Source organism: Rossellomorea oryzaecorticis, from assembly GCF_038405515.1.
Classification (GTDB): domain Bacteria; phylum Bacillota; class Bacilli; order Bacillales; family Bacillaceae_B; genus Rossellomorea; species Rossellomorea oryzaecorticis_A.
The window spans coordinates 1-24,213 of the sequence record NZ_JBBYAF010000018.1 but is presented as its reverse complement, the minus strand read 5'-3'; the positions used below and the strand labels follow the sequence as shown (position 1 = coordinate 24,213).

At 44.7% G+C, this 24,213-nt stretch carries 23 protein-coding genes; 15 read left to right on the top strand and 8 right to left on the bottom strand.

The annotated features are described in order from the left end of the window. Positions 1-409: 409 nt before the first annotated feature. From AAEO50_RS10630 to AAEO50_RS10595, 8 genes are all read left to right on the top strand, one after another. The gene (locus tag AAEO50_RS10630; protein ID WP_341983335.1) at positions 410-1,261 is read left to right on the top strand and encodes a DMT family transporter; all 852 of its coding nucleotides are present in this window, start codon (positions 410-412) and stop codon (positions 1,259-1,261) included. 141 nt (positions 1,262-1,402) lie between these two features. Beyond that, entirely contained in the window at positions 1,403-2,413 is a 1,011-nt protein-coding gene (locus AAEO50_RS10625; protein ID WP_341983333.1) for a hypothetical protein, read from the top strand. An 86-nt stretch (positions 2,414-2,499) separates the two neighbouring features. Further along, positions 2,500-3,192: a sigma factor-like helix-turn-helix DNA-binding protein gene (locus tag AAEO50_RS10620; protein WP_341983331.1), complete on the top strand. Its 693-nt coding sequence runs from the start codon at positions 2,500-2,502 to the stop codon at positions 3,190-3,192. A 21-nt stretch (positions 3,193-3,213) separates the two neighbouring features. Beyond that, complete coding sequence (clpP, locus tag AAEO50_RS10615; protein ID WP_341983329.1) at positions 3,214-3,798, top strand: ATP-dependent Clp endopeptidase proteolytic subunit ClpP; 585 nt, start codon at positions 3,214-3,216, stop codon at positions 3,796-3,798. A 225-nt stretch (positions 3,799-4,023) separates the two neighbouring features. Continuing rightward, complete coding sequence (locus tag AAEO50_RS10610; protein ID WP_341983327.1) at positions 4,024-4,938, top strand: exonuclease domain-containing protein; 915 nt, start codon at positions 4,024-4,026, stop codon at positions 4,936-4,938. Positions 4,939-5,127: 189 nt separating this feature from the next. Then, on the top strand, positions 5,128-6,192 hold the full coding sequence (locus AAEO50_RS10605) for a C45 family peptidase (RefSeq protein ID WP_341983325.1): 1,065 nt from the start codon (positions 5,128-5,130) through the stop codon (positions 6,190-6,192). Positions 6,193-6,409: 217 nt separating this feature from the next. Beyond that, entirely contained in the window at positions 6,410-7,006 is a 597-nt protein-coding gene (locus AAEO50_RS10600; protein WP_341983323.1) for a helix-turn-helix domain-containing protein, read from the top strand. Between the two features lie 10 nt (positions 7,007-7,016). After that, positions 7,017-8,288 (top strand): ATP-binding protein, encoded by a 1,272-nt coding sequence (locus AAEO50_RS10595; protein ID WP_341983321.1) that lies wholly within the window; start codon positions 7,017-7,019, stop codon positions 8,286-8,288. A 25-nt stretch (positions 8,289-8,313) separates the two neighbouring features. Here the strand turns inward: AAEO50_RS10595 and AAEO50_RS10590 are convergent, their stop codons facing one another. Next, a complete protein-coding gene (locus AAEO50_RS10590; RefSeq protein ID WP_341983319.1) occupies positions 8,314-8,988 on the bottom strand; it encodes an NAD(P)H-dependent oxidoreductase in 675 nt (224 codons plus the stop codon). 138 nt (positions 8,989-9,126) lie between these two features. Between AAEO50_RS10590 and AAEO50_RS10585 the strand changes: the two genes are divergently transcribed. Both AAEO50_RS10585 and AAEO50_RS10580 read left to right on the top strand, forming a co-directional pair. Then, positions 9,127-9,438 carry a hypothetical protein gene (locus AAEO50_RS10585; RefSeq protein ID WP_341983318.1) on the top strand — a complete coding sequence of 104 codons (312 nt, stop codon included), beginning with the start codon at positions 9,127-9,129 and terminating at the stop codon, positions 9,436-9,438. Positions 9,439-9,495: 57 nt separating this feature from the next. Beyond that, the gene (locus AAEO50_RS10580; RefSeq protein ID WP_341983316.1) at positions 9,496-10,104 is read left to right on the top strand and encodes a methyltransferase; all 609 of its coding nucleotides are present in this window, start codon (positions 9,496-9,498) and stop codon (positions 10,102-10,104) included. Between the two features lie 337 nt (positions 10,105-10,441). On the opposite strand, the gene AAEO50_RS10575 is transcribed toward AAEO50_RS10580, so the two are convergent. Next, positions 10,442-11,017: a biotin transporter BioY gene (locus AAEO50_RS10575; RefSeq protein ID WP_341983314.1), complete on the bottom strand. Its 576-nt coding sequence runs from the start codon at positions 11,015-11,017 to the stop codon at positions 10,442-10,444. 95 nt (positions 11,018-11,112) lie between these two features. On the opposite strand from AAEO50_RS10575, the gene bioD reads away from it, so the two are divergent. Beyond that, a complete protein-coding gene (bioD, locus tag AAEO50_RS10570) occupies positions 11,113-11,838 on the top strand; it encodes a dethiobiotin synthase (RefSeq protein ID WP_341983313.1) in 726 nt (241 codons plus the stop codon). Further along, positions 11,816-13,183 carry an adenosylmethionine--8-amino-7-oxononanoate transaminase gene (bioA, locus tag AAEO50_RS10565; protein WP_341983311.1) on the top strand — a complete coding sequence of 456 codons (1,368 nt, stop codon included), beginning with the start codon at positions 11,816-11,818 and terminating at the stop codon, positions 13,181-13,183. Before bioD ends, bioA begins: the two co-directional genes overlap by 23 nt. A gap of 183 nt (positions 13,184-13,366) precedes the next feature. Here the strand turns inward: bioA and AAEO50_RS10560 are convergent, their stop codons facing one another. From AAEO50_RS10560 to AAEO50_RS10535, 6 genes are all read right to left on the bottom strand, one after another. Then, a complete protein-coding gene (locus AAEO50_RS10560) occupies positions 13,367-14,692 on the bottom strand; it encodes a (Fe-S)-binding protein (RefSeq protein WP_341983309.1) in 1,326 nt (441 codons plus the stop codon). Further along, positions 14,689-16,101, bottom strand: coding sequence for a glycolate oxidase subunit GlcD (gene glcD / locus AAEO50_RS10555; protein WP_341983306.1), 1,413 nt, complete (start codon positions 16,099-16,101; stop codon positions 14,689-14,691). The genes AAEO50_RS10560 and glcD overlap by 4 nt, the downstream gene beginning before the upstream one ends. A gap of 89 nt (positions 16,102-16,190) precedes the next feature. Beyond that, complete coding sequence (gene murQ, locus AAEO50_RS10550; RefSeq protein ID WP_341983304.1) at positions 16,191-17,099, bottom strand: N-acetylmuramic acid 6-phosphate etherase; 909 nt, start codon at positions 17,097-17,099, stop codon at positions 16,191-16,193. After that, positions 17,096-18,166, bottom strand: a complete 1,071-nt coding sequence (locus tag AAEO50_RS10545) for a DUF871 domain-containing protein (RefSeq protein WP_341983302.1) — start codon at positions 18,164-18,166, stop codon at positions 17,096-17,098. The genes murQ and AAEO50_RS10545 overlap by 4 nt, the downstream gene beginning before the upstream one ends. A gap of 75 nt (positions 18,167-18,241) precedes the next feature. After that, positions 18,242-19,621: a PTS transporter subunit EIIC gene (locus AAEO50_RS10540; protein ID WP_341983300.1), complete on the bottom strand. Its 1,380-nt coding sequence runs from the start codon at positions 19,619-19,621 to the stop codon at positions 18,242-18,244. A gap of 214 nt (positions 19,622-19,835) precedes the next feature. Then, positions 19,836-20,564 (bottom strand): GntR family transcriptional regulator, encoded by a 729-nt coding sequence (locus AAEO50_RS10535; RefSeq protein WP_341983439.1) that lies wholly within the window; start codon positions 20,562-20,564, stop codon positions 19,836-19,838. A gap of 240 nt (positions 20,565-20,804) precedes the next feature. Between AAEO50_RS10535 and nagA the strand changes: the two genes are divergently transcribed. From nagA to mnmH, 3 genes are all read left to right on the top strand, one after another. Next, complete coding sequence (gene nagA / locus AAEO50_RS10530; protein ID WP_341983298.1) at positions 20,805-22,001, top strand: N-acetylglucosamine-6-phosphate deacetylase; 1,197 nt, start codon at positions 20,805-20,807, stop codon at positions 21,999-22,001. Next, on the top strand, positions 21,998-22,723 hold the full coding sequence (gene nagB, locus AAEO50_RS10525) for a glucosamine-6-phosphate deaminase (protein WP_341983296.1): 726 nt from the start codon (positions 21,998-22,000) through the stop codon (positions 22,721-22,723). Before nagA ends, nagB begins: the two co-directional genes overlap by 4 nt. Before the next feature lie 137 nt (positions 22,724-22,860). Beyond that, a complete protein-coding gene (gene mnmH / locus AAEO50_RS10520; RefSeq protein ID WP_341983294.1) occupies positions 22,861-23,910 on the top strand; it encodes a tRNA 2-selenouridine(34) synthase MnmH in 1,050 nt (349 codons plus the stop codon). Positions 23,911-24,213 lie beyond the last annotated feature (303 nt).

Sequence of the window (24,213 nt, the reverse complement as noted above, 5' to 3'; positions counted from 1 at the left end):
TACTAGTGCCAGCTATTATTAGGAGTGGAAGAGGAAACCCTTTATTGGCTTGGTGTTTTAATTGATTAAAAGGGGGGATGTAGAGGTGCATTCTTGTCGAAAAATCGGTAGTACGCACATATATCCTCGATTTCGCACATATATCGGGAGTACCCGCACATAAAGTCGAAATTCCGCACATAAATCTCCTCCAATACCTAACGTGGTATAAAGTCAAGGGCCTCTACTACCGTCCACCCGCGGAAAGCGAAGTCTTCCACGGAAATCAAATGAAGTGCGCCAATTCTGTTGGTTAAGCTTATTCCTCCCTAAAACACCAAGAATTTGTTACACTAACCTAGTTGCATAAAACACCTCATCTATTTAAATACAATTGAGAATACTAAAGGAAAGGTTTATGGAGGAAGTTATGACGAATCGAAATAAAGGAATCATTCTCTTATTATTATCCGCATTCGGATTTTCGATGATGGCCGCACTAGTGAAGCTTTCCGGGGACGTGCCCACCATTCAAAAGACGTTCTTCAGGAATATTGTTTCTGCCGTCATCGCATTCGGATTTGTTAAATATCATGGGGAGCGGCTGTTTGGTAAAAAGGAAAACCAGAAGCTGCTTCTGCTCCGTTCAAGCCTCGGGGCTGCCGGGATCGTATTGTTTTTCTATGCGATCGATCATCTCGTCCTGTCAGATGCAGATATGCTGAATAAACTCAGCCCATTCTTAACGATTATCTTTGCATCTCTATTTCTTAAAGAGAGAGCGCGGATGTTTCAAATCACGGCGATCATCATCGCATTCATCGGGACCCTGTTCATCATAAAGCCCGCGTTCTCTTATGAAACAATTCCGTATATCGCAGGGCTCCTTTCGGCTGTATTTGCCGCTGGTGCCTATACGGTGCTGAGGGTATTGGGCACGAAAGAAAAATTCTACACCGTCGTGTTTTATTTTTCATTCTTCACCACGATGATCCTGCTGCCGTTCCTGTTCGCTTTTTATGAACCGATGAGCGTGAAGCAATGGGTGTACCTGCTGGGGGCAGGTTTCTTCGCCACCATCGGACAGTTTGGAATCACCATTGCCTATAAGTTCGCCCCGGCTAAAGAAATCTCGATTTTCTTTTACTCGACCGTTGTATATTCCGCCCTGATCAGCATCTTCCTGTTCGGACAGATTCCTGACCTGTGGAGCATCACCGGCTACATCATCATCTTCGGCGCATCACTCTACATGTTCCTGAAAAACAACAAGCAAGTATAAACTGAAGTCCCTTCCCTTACTGCTTAAAAGCGAGGGACGGGACTTGTTTTGTTCGCTATTCGCCATTTTTTGTGGATAACTTTTATTGAGAAATAGACTATAATAACAATAAGAAAACTTTTCCAGAAAAGGAGAGGTATTATGGTCCTTCGTGAAACGAGTTTTTCCAAGTGGGCGGTCTTGCTGCTGGGAATTGTATTGATGAGTAATGTTCTGTTATATCAGCCGTTCATTCAAGAGGCTCTGATGATTGAGCTGGAAAGCGGGATCATCCTTGGTTCCCTGCTGGATATGGTTGTGATTTCGCCCATTTTGCTCTATGCAGCTTTCAAGGTGTCGAAGAAACAGGTTATCGGGTTTATGATTGCCGGACTCGTTCTTGCACGGTTTTTGGTTCCTGAACAATTTTTCGCCCCGTACACGATGCTGCTTTATGCAGGTGTCGGGTTTGAAGCCCTCCTGTTTCTGGCTGAGTTGAGCCTGATCGGTTATCTACTGTGGAAAATTCCCCAGGTACGGGCTGAAATGAAGAAAGAGGGGGAAGGTGCTGTTTTTTCTATGCTGCCTGCAGCCGAAAAAATAGTGGGCAGCCATGCTCTCATAAAAATTCTGATATCAGAAGCTCTGCTGTTTTACTATTTGATCTTTTCGTGGCGCAAACAACCACCCTCTCATGATGGCTGTGTGACGATGCACAAGAAGACGAGCGCACTCGCCATGAATATCATGATCATCCATGCCATCGTCATTGAATCGGTCGGTCTCCACTGGTGGCTGCATTCAAAGTGGCCGATCCTCTCCATTGTTTTACTACTCCTGAATGTTTATGGCGTCTTCCTGTTTATCGCTGAGATTTCCGTGATGAGACTGCATCCCCTCGAAGTGAAGAACGGGAAGCTCTATGTCACTCAAGGCTTGATGCAGCGTATCATCGTCCCAATTGAATATATTAAAAAATGTGAATGGGGAGCTGCACTGGAAGAACAAACGATGACATTTATGTATAATGACCTGGAACAGACAGAGCCGCAAGTAATCCTCCACTTCAAAGAACCTATTGAGGCAACACTTTTCATGGGCAGGAAGAGGTCTGTATCAAGCATCGCTTTGAGAGTCGATGATCCGGAAAAACTCAAGCAGCTTCTTCGATAATAAAAAAGAAAAAACACATTCCGCCAGTATCTTTTTTTTAGTCCTATCCGTTATAAGCATGAGAGGATATAAAGGAGTGAAGGAATATGATTCGTGAATCTTTGAGGAAAAAAAGTGAATCGGAAGGACAGGAACTGAACGAGCTTATGGATAAGCTTCTTCATTACTGTCTGTTTCTGACAAAAAACAAGTGGGACGGGGAGGATTTGTGCCAGGAATCCATCTGCCGGGCGCTTAAGCATTACCCTGACCAGGAGAAATGGAACCCTCCGTTATTGAAAAAGATGGCCTACCATGCCTGGGTTGATAAGGTTCGTAAAGTGAATAAGGAAATGCTCGGCGATGTGCCCGATCAGAGTGAGGGAGAGAATCCAGTAAGTGACCGTGATGTGTTTGAAATGCTGTTGAAAACATTGACACCAAAGCAGCTCATCACGCTCGTCCTGAAAGAAGCTTTTCAATATAAAATTCATGAAGTCGCTGACCTCCTTGGCATGACGGAGACGTCCGTGAAAGCACTGCTCAAACGGACGAGGGCGAGACTTGAAAAACGTTCTGATGGGGAAGAATCACGTTCAACTGTTGAGTACTGGGAAGAGTACTCTCAAGAAGCTGTGATGACACTTCTTCAGAAAAGCATCCTAACTCAAGATCCCTCGCGATTGATTGATCAGCTTCCTGATTTGATTTCCGGCCAGTACGCTCCAAAAATGCTATCGTTCCCGACTGTTACCCGCAGCGTTTCTTCTCCTTCAAGCGTCCTCTCAATGGCAGCTTAACGTTCAAGAGGAGGAATGAAAATGAGTACCATCCCATATGTAATCGAGCAATCAAGCAAAGGTGAACGTTCTTATGATATCTATTCGAGATTGTTGAAAGACAGGATCATCATGGTAAGCGATGAGATCAATGATCATATGGCCAACAGCATTGTGGCACAGCTGCTCTTTCTCGCTGCGGATGATCCGGAAAAGGATATATCCCTCTACATCAACAGCCCGGGCGGCTCTACTTCTGCAGGTTTTGCGATTTTTGACACGATGGAATATATCAGCCCCGATGTCCGGACGATCTGCACCGGTATGGCCGCTTCCTTTGGGGCAATGCTCCTGCTCGCCGGCACGAAAGGAAAAAGGTTCGCACTCCCGAACAGCGAGATCATGATCCATCAGCCGCTCGGAGGCGCCAGGGGTCAGGCGACAGATCTTGAAATATCGGCTAAAAGAATATTAAAACTGAGGGAGCATATCAACGAAATCATCTCGGAAAAAACGGGCCGGAGCATCGAAAAGGTCGCCCTCGATACCGACCGTGATTATTTCATGAGTGCACAGGAAGCGAAGGAATACGGGATCATCGATGCGATCATTGAAAAGAAAAATTAATGATGTATTATTGGGGACAGGTAACTGTCCTTTTTTTAGTTTAATAAATTCAATACTAGAATATGCGGTCTCAATTTATTGAACGGGCAAGGGATTTTATGGTAAGAGGGAGAGGATTATAGTAAAATCAAATTTAGATGTTATCTTAATTAATCTTTTAACACTTAATATGGGTGTGAATACATACGACTGCTAAAATCGATTCAAAAGAAAGGGTGACTTGATATGAGGGACTTTATCGCATTTGATTTTGAGACTGCCAATCGTTCAAGGCACAGTATCTGTTCAGTCGGCATGGTGTTTGTGGAAGATGGGGAAGTTGTTGATTCGCTTTATGAATTAATAGATCCGGAAGAAGATTTTAGTGCGTTTAATATCAACATTCATGGAATCACCCCTCCGGATGTGGAAGGTGCACAGACGTTTGATACTTTCTACCATTCAATTAAAGAAAAAATTGAAAATAAGCTGATGGTTGCACATAATCTCTCCTTTGATGGCTACGCCCTGCGTGATAATCTGGCTCGCTATGATGTAAAGCCTGTATATAATCAATTTCTCTGTACCTATCAGATGTCGAGGAAAATGGTTACCGGTCTTCCTGCATATAAGCTTTCATCAGTATGCTCCCACTTCGGAATAGAATTGGAGAATCATCACCATGCTGCAGATGATGCCGAAGCATGTGCGCATATCATGCTGAAGCTGGCAGAAGAGTATGAGGTTACAGACTTTGATTCTCTTTACAATAAGACAAGAATTACACCCGGTGAAATATCCGAGGGTATCTATCGATCTTCCCTGGTAAAAAAATTTCCGGAAAAACTCGATATGAGAGAGTTTAAAGCTTCAAAGGATGCAGACCCGGCCCATGTTTTTTACGGGAAGAACATCGTATTTACAGGTGAATTAAAATATTTTTCAAGAACAGAAGCAGCAAAGATGGCTGCAGGTTGTGGAGGACAGCCGCAAAATAGTGTTACAACTAAAACTCATTATATCATTCTTGGAAACTACGAAGATGTCGTAACAAAGGGTAAAAAGTCTTCAAAAATAATAAAAGCGGAAAAGCTGATCAACGATGGAAAGAAAGTAGAAATTATCAGTGAAGAGGATTTTCTGAAGAAGGTATACGGCTAAACTATACACAAAAGAAGGGGATGTAACATTGACACTCTCACTCTTACTCCTCATTCCTGGAGTCATTGCTTGGAAAGCATAATCATGGTGCCTGGCTCAACACACCTCATTTGAGCCAGGCACCATTCTTTATTTCTCAAATGCTTTCCATTACCCTAAAAGGAAAATGCTATAAAAAGAGGGACCAGAATGAAAACCATACATAGCGACATCATCCAATTCAGAGGAAATCACTATGATTTTGGATATATGCAGGGAGAACGGATAAAAGACTCCATTACTGTTAGGAACAGGGACAATCAATGGAAAGTGAGGAAGCCTCGTTTTTCCATTGATGTGAACGAAACAAAGGAAGTCATCACCCGTTTTGCTCCTGGTATCTGGGAAGAATTGCTCGGACTGCAGGATGCACTCGGGTGGCCAATCGAGAAGGTGCTGAAGGAGTTCGGCGGCTACCGGGTCGATTATGTACGTTCCGGCTGTTCCATTCTGACCGGTGAAGATTATTTGATCAGGAATTATGATTATCATCCCAAGACGTACGAAGGACGCTACGTTTTTTTCCAGCCGACGGATACAGGATATGCGATGATTGGACCGAGTCAGCGGGTCACTGGACGGATGGACGGTATGAATGAGTTGGGTCTTGCAGTCGGCTACAACTTCATGCACAGAAAGAACCCGGGGGACGGATTCATCTGCTGCATGATCGGCAGACTTGTGCTTGAATCGGCTGCTTCAGTAGAGGAAGCAGTGGATCTTCTGAAGGAAATTCCCCACCGGCACTCATTCAGTTATGTCGTACATGATAAGAGCAGCGAGACCTACATCGTTGAAACCTCGCCGCGCGGGGTTGAGGTGAGGCAGTCTAACACCTGTACCAACCATTTTGAAATCATGAAAGAGGAAAATCGAAATCATCTGGTCGATTCAAAGCGAAGATTAGCCGTAATGGAAAATGAAAGAGAGAAACACGCCGGCATTGAAGATGCATTCCGTCTCATGAATGACAGTGACAGGGGCGTCTTTTCAGACCTTTACGGCAGCTGGGCAGGCACGATTCATACATCTGCCTATCTGCCGAGAGAAATGAAAGCATGGTTCGCTTTGGGAGGAGACCGGGAACCGATTGTGTTTGATTTTGCTGATTGGCTGAAGGGGAAAGACATTAATCTGACTCAAATAAAAGGTGAAGTAGATACCGATATTCCTTTTGTCCATATGGATGAAGGAGCGGACTGGTTTAAAAAATAATCCTGGCTTATACCGGGGTTATTTTTTATGGACATTTTTAACGATAGTGGATAAAAACAGAAAAAACGTTTCCATTTAGAACCTATTTATTACTTTATTATGAAGATTCTCATTACTTTCATCTTAATTTGGTAAACGTGCCAAAATAGGCACATAGCTTTTGAATATGGTGTCAGTATAATAGAACTAGATAGGTTGTTTTGCAGGAGGGTTGCTGATGGGTCAAAAGAAAAGGCTTTGGCTTGAAAAGTTAAGGAAAATAAAAGGATTCAGCCAAGAAGAAATTGCAAATCTGGTTCACATAGACAGGTCCTACTACTCGAAGATTGAAAGCGGGGTCAGGATTCCAAGCCCCACACTTGCAGAAGATCTTGCAGATTGGTTGAACTTTCACGTGTCTATTTTTGAATTGGAGGAAAGTCCGTTTTATTTTGCTTTGCAAGATGCCCCGATGATAGTCGCGCACTTCAACCTCAATTTAGAATATACGTGGATTTTCAATCCTCATCCTGACTTCGATGCAGTTTCAGTGATCGGGATGAACGATGTGGAATTAAAAGATAATCCGGGAACCAGAGAGTTAATGGAATTGAAACGGAATGTTATCGCTGAGTGCAAGCCTCTCAGGAAATCGATACGATTTCCAATGTCTGACGGCTTTTATACCTATGATGTGTCATGCCACCCTTTATTCAATGAAAAAGGGGAATTGATTGGAGGAAGTTCTGCATCCACTGAGCTTAGTAAGGCTGATAGGATAGAAACGTCGAACTGTAATCACTCATCCGAGAACCTCACATTAATAAAAGAATAGGGGGGATGAAGTGTTTGATTCTGTGTTGACGAACTTATTATTGAACTTTTTCTTCATCATAACCGGTCTTTTATTCTTCGCACTTTATTTTGATATAAAGAAGAAAGTTCCTTCCAGGTTACTTGTCATCATCATATCTTCTTTGACGATCTTATTTTGTGTGATATTCAGTTCCAAGCTTGCATCCGGGGTCTATGTTGATCTAAGGCGAATCCCGTTCTTTTTGGCCAGTCTGTATTTCGGCCCGCTGGTGTCGTTTGTACTTATGATGATCATCATTATATTGAGGCTCGCCTTTATCGGGGACGGATTCATCGTACTGGTCATTTTGAATTATTTCAGTACATTCTTGATTTTAGCAATGTTGTCTAAAGGGTTTCTGAGGGCTGAGAAGAAACTGAAATTGATGTATACCGTGGGACTCTGTTCACTCATGACCCTCTATAACGTATTATTCGGCTATATGTCTGGAGTTGCAATCTCATTATATGAATATGTGTGCATCGTACTCATCCCGTTGGCAGCGACGATTATTTCCGTGTTCATTGCTGAAATGCTGCGCAAGCTGATGACGATGAGAAGATTATCTATCCAAAATGAGAAGCTTCAGGTCGTTGGACAATTGGCTGCCAGCATTTCGCATGAGGTGCGTAATCCGTTGACCTCTTCAAAGGGTTATCTTCAGCTGATGAGGGATGAAAAAGATCAGGTCAGCCAAAAAAGGTTTATCGACCTTTCATTGAAAGGCATCGACCAGGCGAATCATGTGATTGAAGATTACCTTACATTTGCGAATTCAACACCGGATAGAGTGGAACAAATTGATGTGAAGGAATCAATTCTTGAGCTTATTCAATTAATGGAGCCGGCAGCTTTTTATCATCAAGTGAAGATGAAGACCGAACTGGTGAACTGTATATTTGTGAAAGGGCAGAAACGGAGCTTCAAGCAATGTATGATGAATATCATGAAAAATTCAATCGAATCGATGCCTGCCGGCGGAGAACTAAATATAAAAATGATCACGGAAAAGCACCTGATCATCTCGATTTCCGATACCGGGCTTGGAATGACGAAAGAGCAAGTCAATCGTTTCGGGGAACCATTCTTTACGACAAAAGATGAAGGGACTGGCCTCGGCATCATGGCTGCGTGCATCATTGTCAATTCCATGAAGGGGAAGATACAAGTAAAGAGTGAAGTCAACCGGGGGACGACAGTCTATATAGAGTTTCACGAAATCACAAAAGAGAAACCAAAACATATTAAAAAAGGAATCTAGGCGTGTGAGCCAGATTCCTTTTTTATTATACGAATTTTACAATATCCTCAAAAGATCTGCGTGTTTTCGGGGCCGGATCATTTACGCGGTATCCGAACGCACACATAACTGAAATGCTGAAATGGCCGTCGTCAAGCAAACCTTCTTCTTCTAACAGAGCATTCATCTTGTCGATATCGAATCCCTCGATCGGACAGGAATCCACCCCGATTTGAGCAGCTGCCGTCATCATGTTTCCAAGAGCGAGATACGTTTGCTTGCCTGCCCAGTCCAAGAGTGGACGTTCACCGTTAAGAAGGTCGAAGTCCACTTTTTGGAACTGCTCGATTTTCTCAAGGTATTTACTTATATGATCTTCAGGCATGTTTTTGACATTTTTGAAATGATCGAGAAGGTAAGCTGAATCATATTGGGTATCCAATTTCGTACGTGCAAGGATGACAACAAAATGGCTTGCTTCCGGTAATTTGCCATAGGCTCCCCATGCGGTATTCTTGATTTTATCACGAAGACCGGGGTCTTGGATGACAAGGAATCTCCATGGCTCAAATCCGAAGGAACTCGGAGACATGCGCCCTGTTTCCATGATGAATTGAAAGTCATCATCCGCTACTTTTTTATTCGGATCAAATTGCTTTGTTGCATGCCTGAATTCATAGGCATCCAGAATTTCCTGCTTGAGTGCTTCTTTATCCCTCATGTAAACAATCGCTCCTTACTTAAAAATAATTGACTCCTTTAAAATATCATAAGTTGTTTGAGTATTCACATCATTTGATCGGGGGAAGGCAATCTTTTGAAACCATTTTCTGTGTTGTGTCGTATATGAGGTATTAGAGTGGAAGGAGAGATGCTCATCATGGGAATCATCTTGGCCATCCTGATCAGTGCAGGAATGCTTTTCCTTTTCAATTGGCTCATGGGCTATAGGAAAGGGCATATTCGTATTGATTTTGATGAACGTTATTTCAAGGAGAAGGAACATATTGAAGCAATCAGGACGGAGCTTGAAAAGCAAGGGAAAGAAGTCCACTATCAAGGTAACGGCCATTTTATCATAGATGGTGAATCGTATCTGTTCATCGAGCGGACCGTCAACATGGGCGGAGTACCCATGCAGAGGACCATACTTCAACCAATCAAAAAGTAAAGGCCCGTCCCTCGCTGCGTTAAAGCAATGAAGGCGGGCCTCGACAGGGAGATTTATATGAAAGAACACTATTTTGATGAGTTGCTGAATATAAAGACCGGGAAGGATCAGATGGGGATGCCGAGGTCAATCCATTATCACCGCTATGAGCCTACCCCATACGGTGCCCTTCAGGAATTGTTTCAGGAGTACGAGCTGAAGAGCAGCGACCGCGTCGTGGATTTTGGCTGCGGGAAGGGAAGGCTTAATTTCTTTATCCATTATCTCTTTCAATCCACCGTCATCGGAATCGAGATGAATGAACAATTTTATCGGGAAGCCTTAGAGAACCGGGACAACTATTTGAACAAGAAGAAGGGCAGAAGGAGCGCGATCGAATTTCATTGCTGTTTGGCCGAAAAGTATGAAATCCATCCCGGCGATAATGTCTTCTATTTCTTTAATCCATTTTCTGTTGAAATCTTTATGAAAATCATCAATAATATCCTGTTCTCTTTAGAATTTTCCCCCCGTGACATTGAAATTGTCTTGTACTACAGCTCGGATGAATATGTTCATTATCTTGAAAATCATCCTTTGTTCGAATTGAAGAAGGAGATCAATCTTTCGGGGGAATACGAGCATAATGTGTATGAGCGGTTTTTGGTTTATGGGCTGGTTTATTAACTCAGCAGCTGATTTTAGAGGAATCGGCTGCTGAGTTTTTTTGTGTCTGAAACCGCTGTTAAACACCGCTGTTGATTTCCGTGCAAGACTTCGCTTTCCGCGGGTGACCCGTGAGCCTCCTCGTCGCTGCGCTCCTGTGGGGTCTCACTTGTCTAGCTACAGGGCTTAGAGGCACATGTCATAAGCCAAACCGCCTCTGAGCAAAGCCCTTCCGCTTTTCTCATTGGCCACTTCTCCCGCAGGAGTCTTCGTCTTGCACTCCAATCAACAGCTAGAATGGGGCTGGAATCAAAAATAAGTTTAAGCCAGCTCATTAATAATAGTCACCCTCAATCGTCTACTTAGATACATACTGAGGCTGAACTGAAGGAACGACCTTATATAACCTCTGTAAGATCACCATCGATACAGCTGTGACCCCAAGATCTAAGGGAAGGTAGGCCGCCATCCAGCCCCAGGCGACTGTGTAGCTGAACCCACTCGGTGCCTCCGCCCAAAATGACAGTGCGGCATACATGAAGTTTGTACCGATTATGTAATTTAACAACAATGCAAGGATTCCCGCTGCAGCATAACCTGCAAAGCTACGCTTTCTTTCCAGCACCATTCCCACTGCAAAAGCTACAGCGATGAAAGAAATCACAAATCCGAATGTTGGACTCAATAAGCTTGAAGGGCCGCCTTTGAACTGCGCAAAGACCGGAGCTCCGACCAGTCCAAGAGCCAAATAGACCGTCATCGCCTTAGCACCAGTCCTTCTGCCTAGCATGCCTCCGGCCAGAATGGCAAACATCAATTGCAGAGTGACGGGAACCCCTCCAATCATCAGAAACGGCGAAACATTCGCCCCGACCGCCATCAGTGCGGCAAAAAGACCGCATAAGACAATTTCTTTCGTTTTACTCATCTCCATTTCACCCTTTCAAAAAATGTGGTATGATACCTATTATTAAATATGTTAACCTAAAAGTAAATATAGTTAACATAAATAAAAAAGGGGGAAACGTTTTGAGTGGTTTTTTTATAACAGGAACTGACACTGAGATCGGCAAGACAATGATCACTGCAGTGTTGACCCGTTATTTTCTGGACAAGGGAGTTGAAGTTTTCCCTTACAAACCTGTACAAAGCGGGGCAGAGTGGAAAGGGGACAGGCTGGTTGCACCCGATACCGTGTTTTATGAAAGGTTCGCGAAACGGCAATTTGGAGAGGAAACAAATACATATCTGCTAAAAACACCAAGCTCTCCTCATTTGGCAGCCGCGATGGAAGGAAAAAAGATCGAGGCCAAGCCGATCATCAATCAAACTCAGAAACTATTAAACTCACATGAGCTTGTTTTCGTAGAAGGAGCAGGTGGGTTGATTGTGCCGCTAAATGAGGAAGAAACGATGATCGATCTGATTGGCCGACTGTCCCTGCCAGTCATTCTAGTAGCAAGAGCGGGGCTTGGAACAATCAATCACACGGTTCTATCGGTGATGGCGCTGAAACAGAGAAATATTCAAATTGCAGGGATCATCCTTAATCGCGTAACACCCCATGAACTGCCTGAAATCGAAGAAGACAATAGAAGGATGCTGGAGAAATTATCGGGCGTTCCTATTGTGGGCACCTTTCCTTACATAAACGAAGATGAAATGGAAGAACTTGATGTGGGACATATTCTAGAAAAATGGAACATCCATGTTTTAGAGGAGGCAATGGAGGATGAATCAAGAAAAGCTTATTGAAAAAAGCAGTCAATATCTATGGCTGCCATTCACACAAATGAAAGACTATGATGCAGATCCATTGGTGATTGAAAGTGGAGAGGGGGTCTACCTCCGTGATATTTATGGAAACGAGTATCTCGATGGGTATTCATCTCTTTGGCTAAATGTTCATGGTCATCGAAATGAAGAAATCAATTCTGCCATTAAAGAACAGCTGGATAAAATCGCCCATTCCACGTTGCTGGGTGCGTCCAACATTCCCTCGATCCTTTTGGCGGAAAAGCTGATTGAACTTTCCCCTGAAAAACTGAAGAGGGTATTCTATTCAGACAGCGGCGCAACTTCTGTTGAAATTGCGATTAAAATGGCTTATCAATATTGGCAGAACATCGGGAAACCCGAAAAGCAGAAATTCATCACTCTCAAAAATGCTTACCATGGGGATACTGTCGGAGCGATCAGTGTTGGGCAGGTGGATATATTCCACCGCGTCTATAAATCTCTTATGTTCCATTCATTGGTTGCCCCGTTTCCTGATGTCTATCATCACGCCGAATTGGATGATGAAGATGAAATCCGGGATACAGCTCTTCTAGAATTGGAGGCAATCTTAGAAGAACATCACCATGAAATTGCCGGTATGACCGTTGAATCGCTCATTCAGGGTGCAGGCGGAATGAATATTATGCCAAAGGGCTATTTCAAAGGAGTAGAGCAGCTGTGCAAAAAATACAATGTCCTACTGATCGTCGATGAAGTAGCGACAGGGTTTGGACGGACAGGAAAAATGTTCGCGGTCGAGCACGAAGACGTTCAGCCGGATATCATGACGGTTGCAAAAGGGATTACAGGCGGATACCTGCCGATAGCGGCAACGCTGACAACGGAGGAAATCTATGAAGCCTTTTACGACGACTATACTTCATTGAAAACATTCTTCCACGGCCACTCCTACACAGGAAATCAGCTTGGCTGTGCAGCAGCTCTTGCCAACCTTGAAATTTATGAAAGAGAAAATTTGATTGAGCAGACTCAAGTAAAAAAGGCCATCATACAAAATCTGCTTGAACCGTTAAAGAGTCATCCACATATAGGAGATATACGTCAGCTTGGAATGATATGCGGCATCGAATTGGTTGCATACAAAGAGTCGAAAAAACCGTTCCTATGGGAAGACAGAGTCGGCTACCGGACCACGCTCAAAATGAGGGAGCTAGGCATGCTTACTCGTCCGATCGGAGATACAATCGTCTTCATGCCGCCGCTTGCAGCAAGTGGAAAGGAACTTGAAAAAATGGTCGAGATTATGAGTGAAGCAATTGAAATCACCACAAGGGAATATGCAGAGAAAACAGTACTTTGATTATTTAGTGCAGTGAGGGACGGGCCTTTGGATTTTGATGGTTTTTGAGGTGTACCAGGTACAAAATCCGCTTAATGTATCAGGTACAGCTTTCCTGGTGCCAGGCACAAAAACGCACATTTGTGCCTGGGACCACCTGAATACAATCCACAAAAAAAGGACCACCCCAAAGGGCAGTCCTCCTCATTCCTCCACAGCTTCCAGCAAAAAGTCCACAATATGAACAGCCCGTATTTTATGGGACAGTCCTTCTCTTTCAATCCCAAGCTTCATTTGCAGCAGGCAGCCGGGATTCGCTGTGACAATCGTTACCGCCCCTGTGGCTGATGCGTTCTCCATCTTGTGATCGAGTATTTTCATGGACATTTCCGATTCCACGATATTGTAGATGCCTGCAGAACCGCAGCAGTGGTCGGCTTGTTTCATTTCCTTGTATTCTGCACCCTCGACTGATTGAAGGAGAAGCCGGGGCTCCAAGAATGTCCTCTGCACATTGCGGAGGTGACATGAATCCTGGTAGGTGATCCGCTGATTTTCCGCACGCAGCTTCACTTTTTTATGAAACTCCAGCTCTACTAAAATAGAGGAGATGTCTTTGATTCTATTTTTAAACCGAACGGCACGTTTTTTCCACTCCGCATCGTCCTTCAGCAGATGATCATAATCGACAAGGAAGGCCCCGCACCCGCCGGCATTGGTAATGATATAGTCGACATCTGCCTTTTCAAATGCCTCGATATTCCTTTTCGCTAATTGTTTGGCTGCATCTTTCTCCCCGCTGTGGCCGTGCAGGGCGCCGCAGCATGTCTGCTGATCAGGGATCACGATGTCGCAGCCGGCCAGCTGCAGGAGTTTCGTGGTGGCATTATTGGTTTCGAGGAACATCGTATCCATCAGGCACCCGGAGAAGAAAGCAACTTTTTTCTTTCTATCACCGATGGAGGATAGGTAAGAAGGGCGATTCTTCATGTCTTTCAATCTCGGAACCTTTGGCAGCACCTTTTCCATTGTCGTCATGCTCTCAGGGAATAGTTTCATCACACCGGTGGCATGGGCAGCTTTCTGCATCCCTGAACGCTGATAGATTCCGAGAAGATGAGTGACCATTTTCATTCTCCCGGGGTGAGGGAATAATCCCTCAAAGACCGTCTTTCTCAGTACCCGTATTGGAAGGGAATGCTTTTTGTTCTGATTGATGATGTCCCGGGCTTCTTCTAAGAGATGGCCATAGTTCACGCCTGAAGGGCAGACCGGTTCACATGCCCTGCATCCCAGACATAAATCCAGCGTTCGCTCGACTTCTTCATCCGGTTCGATTACGCCGTCGACAACGGCCTTCATCAGAGCGATCCGGCCGCGCGGGGAGTGGGATTCCTTCAATCCTGACTCGATATAGGTGGGGCAGGAGGGAAGGCAGAAGCCGCATCTCATACAGTTCAGGAGCTCGTCCTGATCCATGCGCTCCTTGAATTCCTGCTGTATCTGTTGTCTTTCCTTGGTTGTCGTCATCTTGAAATCACCACCCGTTTTCTGGATTCTTTCGCAAACACTTTATTCGGATTCATGATGTTATTCGGGTCGAACGACTGCTTGATCATTTTCATCGCATTGATTCCCTCAGGCCCCAATTTCCACTCGAGATAAGGTGCTTTCATCATCCCGACTCCGTGTTCGCCTGTTATCGTGCCGCCGAGTTCGATGGCATGGGCGAAAATTTCTTCAAAAGCGGCTTCGACGCGTTCCATTTCATCAAGGTCCCTTGCATCCGTTGCAACGGTAGGGTGGAGGTTGCCATCTCCCGCATGGCCGAATGTGCAGATTTTCAAGTCATGACGTTCTGCGATGTCATTGATGGCTTTGACCATTTTGGCGATTTCAGAGCGCGGGACCGTCGCGTCCTCCAGAATAGTTGTCGGCTTCAGGCGTGCAAGGGCTGACAGAGCTGAACGGCGGGCGGTGCGGAGAGCTTCGGCTTCCACTTCTGTCGCTGCCAATTGGACGGATACGGCTTCGTTCTTAAGACAAATTTCTTCCATGTGTTTCATGTCGCGGGCCACCACCTCAGGAGGACCGTCCTGCTCAATCAGGAGCACTGCTTTCACGTCAGTAGGCAGTCCGATTTTTGCAAAATCCTCGACGACTTCCAAGGTAGGCTGATCCAGGAACTCGAGGGTGGCAGGGATGATCCGGTTCGAAATGATGCTTGAAACGCTTTGTGCAGCTGCTTCTATATCTTGATAAAGAGCGAGCATCGTCTGTTTCGTTTCCGGCATGGGAACTAGCTTCAGCGTAGCTTCGGTGATGACACAGAGCGTTCCTTCCGAACCGACGAAAAGACGGGTCAAATCATACCCAGCCACGTCTTTTGCGAGCTTTCCGCCTGTCCGTATGATATCTCCGTTGGGCAGGACAGCTACCAAAGCAAGCACATAATCGCGAGTGACTCCATACTTGAGGCCTCTTAAACCACCGGAATTTTCATTGATGTTGCCGCCGATCGTTGATATTTTCATAGAACTTGGATCAGGAGGGTAAAAGAGCCCCCTCGATTCCACCTCGTGAATCAGGTCGAGCGTCACGACCCCGGGCTGGGCGGTGACCGTCAAGTTCTCTTCATCGACCTCCAAGATGCGGTTCATATGGGTAAAAAGCAGGACGAGTCCGCCTTCTGTCGGACAGGTGCCTGCGCATAAATTGGTTCCGGATCCCCTTGGCACGATGGGCACTTGGTGCTCATTGCATAACTTCACAATCTCAGAGACTTCCCCGGTCGAGCGGGGGACAATGACGCCATCCGGCATCGATTGAAAATTTGGCGTTGCATCATAAGAATAGACGAGTCTCTCAGCAGAGCTGTCCCGATAATTTTCTTCACCGACCAGTTCAATGAATTGTTTTTTTAATGAGGTTGAGATCATGGGTTTACCGCCTTTACAAAAGAATGATTTCTTTGATGATGAAAGAAAGGACGACCCTTATAAAAAGAGGTCCGTCCCATTGGTTTTGATTATTTGGAAGAATGAAAAGCTGAAACGGCATCCCGTAAGTGTCCGGCATGCTTCTCTAGCAGCTGAAGCACTTCATTGCCTTTCAGGCCAGTCATGATTTGGAGGATGGCCGCTTTCGTATTGTTGTGTTGCTCTGCCAGGGCCGTGCCTGCTTCTTCGTCTGATGCTCCGGTGGCTGTCTTGACGATGTTTTCTGCCCGCTTGCGCAGCTTCTCGTTCGTCATTTGTACATCGACCATGAGGTTACCGTAGACTTTTCCGATTTTGATCATGGAAGCGGTGGTCAGCATGTTCAGTACGAGCTTCTGTGCCGTTCCTGCTTTCATGCGTGTGGAACCGGTCACCACTTCAGGCCCTACGATCGGTGCAATCGTATAGGCTGAGATCTTCTCCATTTCGGAGTCTTTGCTGCAGACGACGGATACCGATGCTGCGCCCAATTCATTCGCATATTGTAAGGCTCCGATGGTATAAGGCGTTCTGCCGCTTGCTGCAATCCCGACCACGACATCCTTTTCAGTCAGTCCGATGTCGACTAGATCCTGTTTACCTTGTTCATTGTCATCTTCAGCGCCTTCAATTGCTTCCGTGGTCGCCTCTTTACCGCCGGCTATGATTCCAATCACCATTTCAGGGTCCGTCCCATATGTAGGCGGGCATTCTGAAGCATCGAGTATGCCTAAACGTCCAGACGTTCCTGCGCCGGTATAGATCAATCTGCCGCCCTCTTTGAAGGCTTGTACAATCCGGTCGACCACTGTACTGATCGCAGGGATTTCTTTTGCAATCGCATTTGGTACAAGGAGGTCTTCCTGATTGATGACCGAGATGATTTCCTCTGTCTCCATCAGATCGATGTTCAGTGTTTTCGGGTTCTGCTGCTCTGTGTTCAATTTCGTTAGATTCATATCGTATCCCTCACTAGTAATTGAAATTTTCCTCCTGCTTTTATCTCATGGATGAGAGGGAGGTCTTCGTTTACGACTTTCGCAATGACATTGACTTTCTCATCTTTCGGTAATTCTCTTTTGACTATCTGCATCTCACCCGAGTATCTCCCGTATAACTCATTATCGACCGTAATCATTCCAACTGTGCGCTGAACTTGGTTGGAAGGTTCGATGATCTTGCCGAATTCAGCATATGAACGGGATTCTACTGACCGGATGACGTCTCGTGCTGGATCCATCCGGTTGGTATGTACCCCGGTAAGCAGTGCAGAGTGATCCGCACCGTCAAGTAAATCAATTGTTAAGGGAATGATTTCCTTGTCGATACTGCTTAGTTCGTACAGCGTTTCATCTGTTGCAGAAGGGTCACCTATTAAAATTTTATCCGTATTACCCGAGAATTTTAATTGTGCCGCTGCAAGCGCGGGGGACACGTATCGATGCTGCTCAAGAGTAGGCAGCCCTTCAAAGACCGGTCCGCGCAGCGTTTCATTTCCGGGAATGAATGCCATCGTTGTGATCCCTTTTGATTTCAGCATTGTATTTCTTTCGTTTAAAAAATCAAGGTCCAGCCCAGTTTCAGGGCGGGGATAGAAGTTATGCCAGGCTTCAACGTTTTCCACATTTAATCCTTTTTCAATCCAGCTGTCAAGCTCCGATCCGGAAACGGTGCTGGCATTGATCCCTGTTTTCATAAGCTTCGAAAGGCTCACGATTTCATCCTCGGTAAAACCGTAGTCCACCCTGATCCCTGCCAGTCCCCAGTCCAATAACTGGGGAAGCGAGTCCCAATCAAGCCCCAAATGTTCCAGTGATCTTGGTGATACATCGGCCAGCAGCTCCATGTTATACGTCCGGGCCTGGCCGCCCAGCTCCTGAAGCAATTCTTTATAGGTATCCGGATTATCTTCAGGAATATGAAGAGAAGTGAAGATGGACTGAAAACCGAAAGACGAGGATTTCCTGATCCACTCAGCGTTTCTATCCCTGTTTTCCTCTTTTAGATAAACTGAAATTCCAAGCATATTATTCACACTCCCACTTTTAAAAAACGTAAAGAAGGAGGAAGATCCTCCTTCTTTACAATTATATGAAACTAGTTAAATATCCTTCGCCATTTCTTCTTTGAAGCCGAACATCCATGTAAAGATGAAGCCAAATACGTAGGCTACCAAAAGACCTGCCAGATACAGAAGGATCTGTCCGTCATCCATAAGGAAGGCAAGCGGGATACCCGATACACCGATGGCGATGGTTGCCGTTTTAAATACTGCCTGGAATGCTCCGCCGACGGCTGCACCAAGGCAAGCTGTAAGGAATGGGCGCCCAAGCGGGAGGGTGACACCGAAAATCAACGGTTCGCCGATCCCCAGGATTCCAACAGGAAGTCCACCTTTAATGACTTTTCTTAATCTCTGATTCTTCGTTTTAAAGTAAATTGCAAATGCAGCACCGACTTGACCTGCACCACCCATTGCAAGGATCGGGAGCAGCGGGTCATTACCGATTGTATTAATCAGTTCCATATGAACCGGTGTGAGACCCTGGTGAAGTCCTGTCACAACAAGCGGAAGGAATGTTCCTGCAAGGATAAGCCCTGCAAAGAAACCGCCCATTTCGATCAGACCAAGTAATCCTTTTGTGATTAGATCGGAAATGAAACCTCCGACAGGCTGCAGTATGACTAACGTCGCAAACCCTGTAATCAACAAGGATAATGTCGGGGTAATGATGATATCCAAGGCAGAAGGGACAACTTTACGGATTCTCTTCTCAAGGAATGCAATGAATACGGCTGCAAGCATAACCCCGATCAAACCGCCGCGTCCAGGGACAAGCTCTTCACCAAATAATGTGATGTTGGCAAGACCAGGATTGATGATCAGGATACCAGCCGCACCACCAAGCGCTGGAGAACCGCCGAATTCCTTGGCTGTATTAATACCGACGAATACTCCTAAGTAACCGAATAGGCCCCACCCGATCAAGTTAAGAATTTCGATCAAAGTTGATTCAGGGTTTACACCTGAACGGACAATGACGTTTGTGATCCCTGCAATCAATCCGGAAGCAACGATTGCAGGAATTAATGGAATGAAGATACTTGCGATTTTTCGTAAAAATAACTTGAATGGAGTGGCGTTCTTTTGCTTCAAGTCTGCTTTTGTCCGATCGGCAAGGCCTTCAAATGAAAAGTCCTCGGTTTCATCCTCGTCCACGGATGAAACGGACTTACCGGTTAAATCGGATACTTCAGAAGCAACTTTCGTCACAATGCCAGGTCCCAGAATAATCTGCAGTGTTTCTGCCTCAACGACACCAAGCACCCCATCTATCTTTTTGATGCCCGCCAGATCAACCTTGCTCTCATCGATCGGTTTCACACGCAGACGCGTCATACACGATTCCAGCGCGCCGATATTGCTTGGACCGCCAAGAAGCTCGGTTATTTCTTTGGCCAATCTTTCTTCCTTCCGCATAAAATTCTCCCCTTTTTAATAAAAATGTAGTAATAAAATGAATTCGCTTACAAAGTATCATACCAACTATTAGTATAGATGTCTATACCATTTTAGATAAGAAAAGAACTAGTATTTAAGAATGCGAGAATAAAAAAACTCACCCTGGGATTTTTGTCCCATAGGTGAGTTTTTTATTATTATTGTATTAATTACGGGCTTATAAAAATGACCATTATCTTAGCCGTTCAATATTCATTTTGTACTTATATTTGTCTCCCCGGTATGTTGACTTTACGAGTTCAAATGGGTCACCGTCGTCGAGGAATGTCTCCCGCTGGATGAATAATACCGGTTCGTCGATTTCGAGCTGTAAATGTTTGGCATCTTCTTCTGTTGCCGCCGCCGCCTCGATTGATTGAGACGCATGGCCAAGATTTAATCCGATTTCTTCCTCCACGTACTGATAAAGCGAGTGGGATAATATTTCCTGGCTGAGACCCGGAATCAGTTTCACGGGGATATAAGTTGTTTCGATGGCCATCGGTTCACCGCTTGCAAGGCGGATCCGTTTAATCTTATACACAAGTTCATCTTCCTGCAGGCTGAAATGATTGATCAATTCTTCGTTCGGGCTTGAAAGCTCAAAGTGAATGAGCTTGTTGCCGGGTTCGAGTCCCCGCCTTCTCATGTCCTCACTGAAAGAGGTCAGCCCATGAAGGGATTGTTCGAATTTATGCTGGGAAACATATGTACCGCTGCCTTTTTTACGATAAAGAAGATTTTTGTTCACGAGATTGGTGATGGCTTGACGGACGGTCATCCGGCTAATGGTAAAGGATTCGGCAAGCTCTCGTTCAGAAGGGAGTACATCCCCTGGTTTCAGTTCACCAGATTCGATCATCCCTTTTATATGTTCTTCTATTTGGTAATACAGTGGTAATGGAGACTTTTTATTTACCAATTTCATGTCACCGTCCTAGCTATTTATTTGAATCACGAATTCGTTCTGCATAGTTGTTCTTAATCAAAAACATCTTACCATTCAGAACTATTTGATGTCTATACCAGTACAGAGTGGGCTATCGACATTTTCTTGAAATATATGTCTATTTTCAGTCTATAAATCAATTGGTATAGACAACTATTACGCTAGGTGTTACAGTCACATTAGATAAAGTTTAAGCGGAAGGTGAAGATATATATGAGGAGCCCAGTTAGCTATATCATTCGCAATCAAAAAATATATGCGCAAAATGAAATCATTGAAAATGGATTTATCAAGATAGAAGGCGGGATCATTTCTTCAATCGGCGAAATGGAAAATCTCCAAAGCGATGATGGGTTCGTTGATATTTCCCTGCCCAAAGGTTCATCCGTCATGCCGGGTATGATCGATGTCCACATACACGGGGTCAACGGTGCAGATACAATGGATGCGACGACAGACGCCCTTGACACAATGACGATGACGCTGCCAAAGGAAGGGACGACAAGTTTCCTGGCGACAACGATGACAGAATCAAAAGAAAAGATAGAAAAAGCGTTAATCAATACGGGCGAATATATCGATGCACAGAAAGAAGCAGGTAAAGCAGAAATTCTCGGGATCCATTTGGAAGGTCCATTCATTAACAGCGGGAAAGCAGGTGCACAGCCGCTGGATCACATTGCGGAACCATGTGTGGAGACGTATCAAAAGTGGCAGAAAGCCTCACGGAATCACATCAAGCTCGTTACGCTCGCTCCTGAACTGGATCAAGAACATGAATTAATCCAGCATCTTAAGCAAAATGGCATTGTCGCTTCTGCAGGCCATTCCAATGCAACGTATGATCAAATGTGCGAAGCAATTGACAAAGGTGTGAGGCATGTGACGCATTTATTCAATCAGATGTCAGGCTTTCATCACCGTGAACCGGGGATTGTCGGGGCTGCTTTCAACCGAAAGGAATTGATGGTGGAGCTGATCGCGGACGGCATTCATGTCAGACCGGAGGCAGTGGAGGTCGCGTTTCATCAACTAACGGATGAACGTATGATTCTCATCACTGACTCCATGCGTGCCAAGTGTCTGAAAAACGGTCAGTATGATCTTGGCGGACAGATGGTAACGGTGAGAGACGGTATGGCACTTCTGGATGAGGATACACTCGCTGGAAGTGTACTTGAGATGAATTCCGCCTTTAAGAATATCCAGAAGTTTACCGGCTGTTCCATTCAAGAAGCGATCAAAATCACTTCCGAAAACCCTGCAAGACAGCTGGGCATCTTCGACAGGAAAGGTAGTATAGATTCAGGAAAAGATGCCGATTTGGTGATCATGGATGAACAGATGAATGTGGTTATGACCATCTGTAAAGGGGAAATCGCTTATGTAAGAGGAGATGGTAGTGAATGAGAATCATTAAAGTATCTGACTACAAGCAAATGAGTCAAAGAGCTGCGGAGCATGTCATCGGGAAAGTCAGAAGCTCTGATTGTGTCACGATTGGGCTTGCGACTGGAGGAACACCGGAAGGCCTTTATAAAGAACTCATAGAGGATCACCAAATGAACGGTACATCCTATAGATGTGTAAAAAGCTTTAATCTCGACGAATATATCGGACTTTCAAAAGAAGACACGAATAGTTATTTTCAATATATGTGCTCAAACCTTTTCTCCCATATCGATATTTCACTCGACCACACGTATATCCCATCAGGAATGGCTGACGACATCCAGAAGGAATGCGATCGATATGAAAATCTGATAGAAGAAGCAGGAGGCATCGACCTTCAAATCCTCGGGATCGGGGCAAACGGGCATATTGGTTTTAATGAACCTGGAACTTCTTTTCACTCAGGTACGCATACTGTAGAACTGACGGCTTCAACCAGAGAAGCCAATGCCCGTTATTTTTCCTCTCTTGATGAAGTCCCGAGGCAGGCAGTCACGATGGGCATATCAACCATCATGAAAAGCAGGGAAATTCTCCTGCTTGTTTCAGGAAAATCAAAGCAGGAAGCCATGAAGAAGCTGGTGGAAAATGAAGTGAGCGAACAATTCCCGGCTTCCATTCTTAAAAATCATCCTAACGTGACAATCATTGCCGACTCGGAGGCACTGGAATTGATCTGAAACCTTCACATCTCGTGAAGGTTTTTTATTTCCATGGAAGATAGAAAATACCGATTGAATAGATTACTATAAAAGTAAGCTTATACATATTAACTTTCTTTTAATTTGACCATACTGAAATCAAGAGGTGAGGCACATTGTTCAAAGATATCGCGATCGATGAATTATTAAAATGTGAAAATGATGATTTTGTCTATGTGGATGTCCGTTCTCCTTCAGAATATAAAGAAATGACGATACCCGGCAGCTTCAATATCCCGGTTTTTAATGATGAGGAAAGAGCAGAAGTTGGAACACTTTACAAGCAAGTGAGTAAAGAGGCGGCAACCGATAGAGGCCTTGAACTTTTTTCTGCAAAACTTCCTGTATTCATTAAACAATTTAATGAGCTTCCCGGAAAAAAAGTCGTGTACTGCTGGCGGGGAGGCATGAGAAGTAAAGCTGCCGCGACATTCCTCGATTTGATGGGGGTTGAAACGTACCGGATAAAGGGAGGTATTCGCACCTATCGCCATTGGGTGATGAAACAGCTTGAGTCTATAGAAATGAAGTCGAAAGCTTATGTCCTGAACGGTGGGACTGGTACGGGCAAAACCGAGATTCTTCACCGATTGAATAAGGAAGGCTTTCCAATTCTTGATATCGAGGGGCTGGCAAACCACCGTGGTTCTGTATTCGGCGCCCTGGGTCTCACACCTCACAATCAGAAGACCTTTGATTCCCTCCTTGTCAATGAAGTGAAACGTCTTGAGCATCAACCATTTGTCATGTTCGAAGCCGAAAGTAAGCGAGTCGGCAAAATCCAGCTGCCACCATTCTTATTGAATAAAAAAGAACAGTCCACCCATATCTTCATCGAGCTGCCAATCAAAGAAAGAGTCGCTCATATCATGGAAGAGTACAAGCTTCATGAACATCATGAAGAATTCACCCAAGCATTCAGTCAGATCAAACGCCGCATCCACAGCCCTGTAGCCAATCAAATCGAAGAAGAACTGAAAAGCAGGAATTATGAAACGATATTGGAATTGCTTCTCGAATACTATTATGATCCAAGATACATTCACACAGCAGAAAAATACGGAGAGGATCAGAAAATTATTTTGAGGGTGAATAGTATTGATGAAGCAGTAGAAGAAGTGAAAGGCATTGTGACAGGTGAAAGAGGGCTTGTTTTAAATAAATGAAATAACACCCATCACCCAGCAATCAAAACATTGTCGAAAACAACCAAATATTTCCCGGAAAATGTCGAGAAATCAATAATGAAAAACCTTATCTTTTTTTAAGAAGATAGGTTTTTCATTATTATGTTCAGTTAAAGCTTATTTGATTTTAATTGGTTACAGCTGGTGATTGGAGTGTAAGACGAAGACTCCTGCGGGAGAAGTGGCCAATGTGAGACCTGTCCAGCTCCGGCGGCTAGAGGCTCGAGGTCATAAGTCAAGCAAGCCAAAAAGGCAAAGAACGCCTTTCCGGCTTGCTCGCCT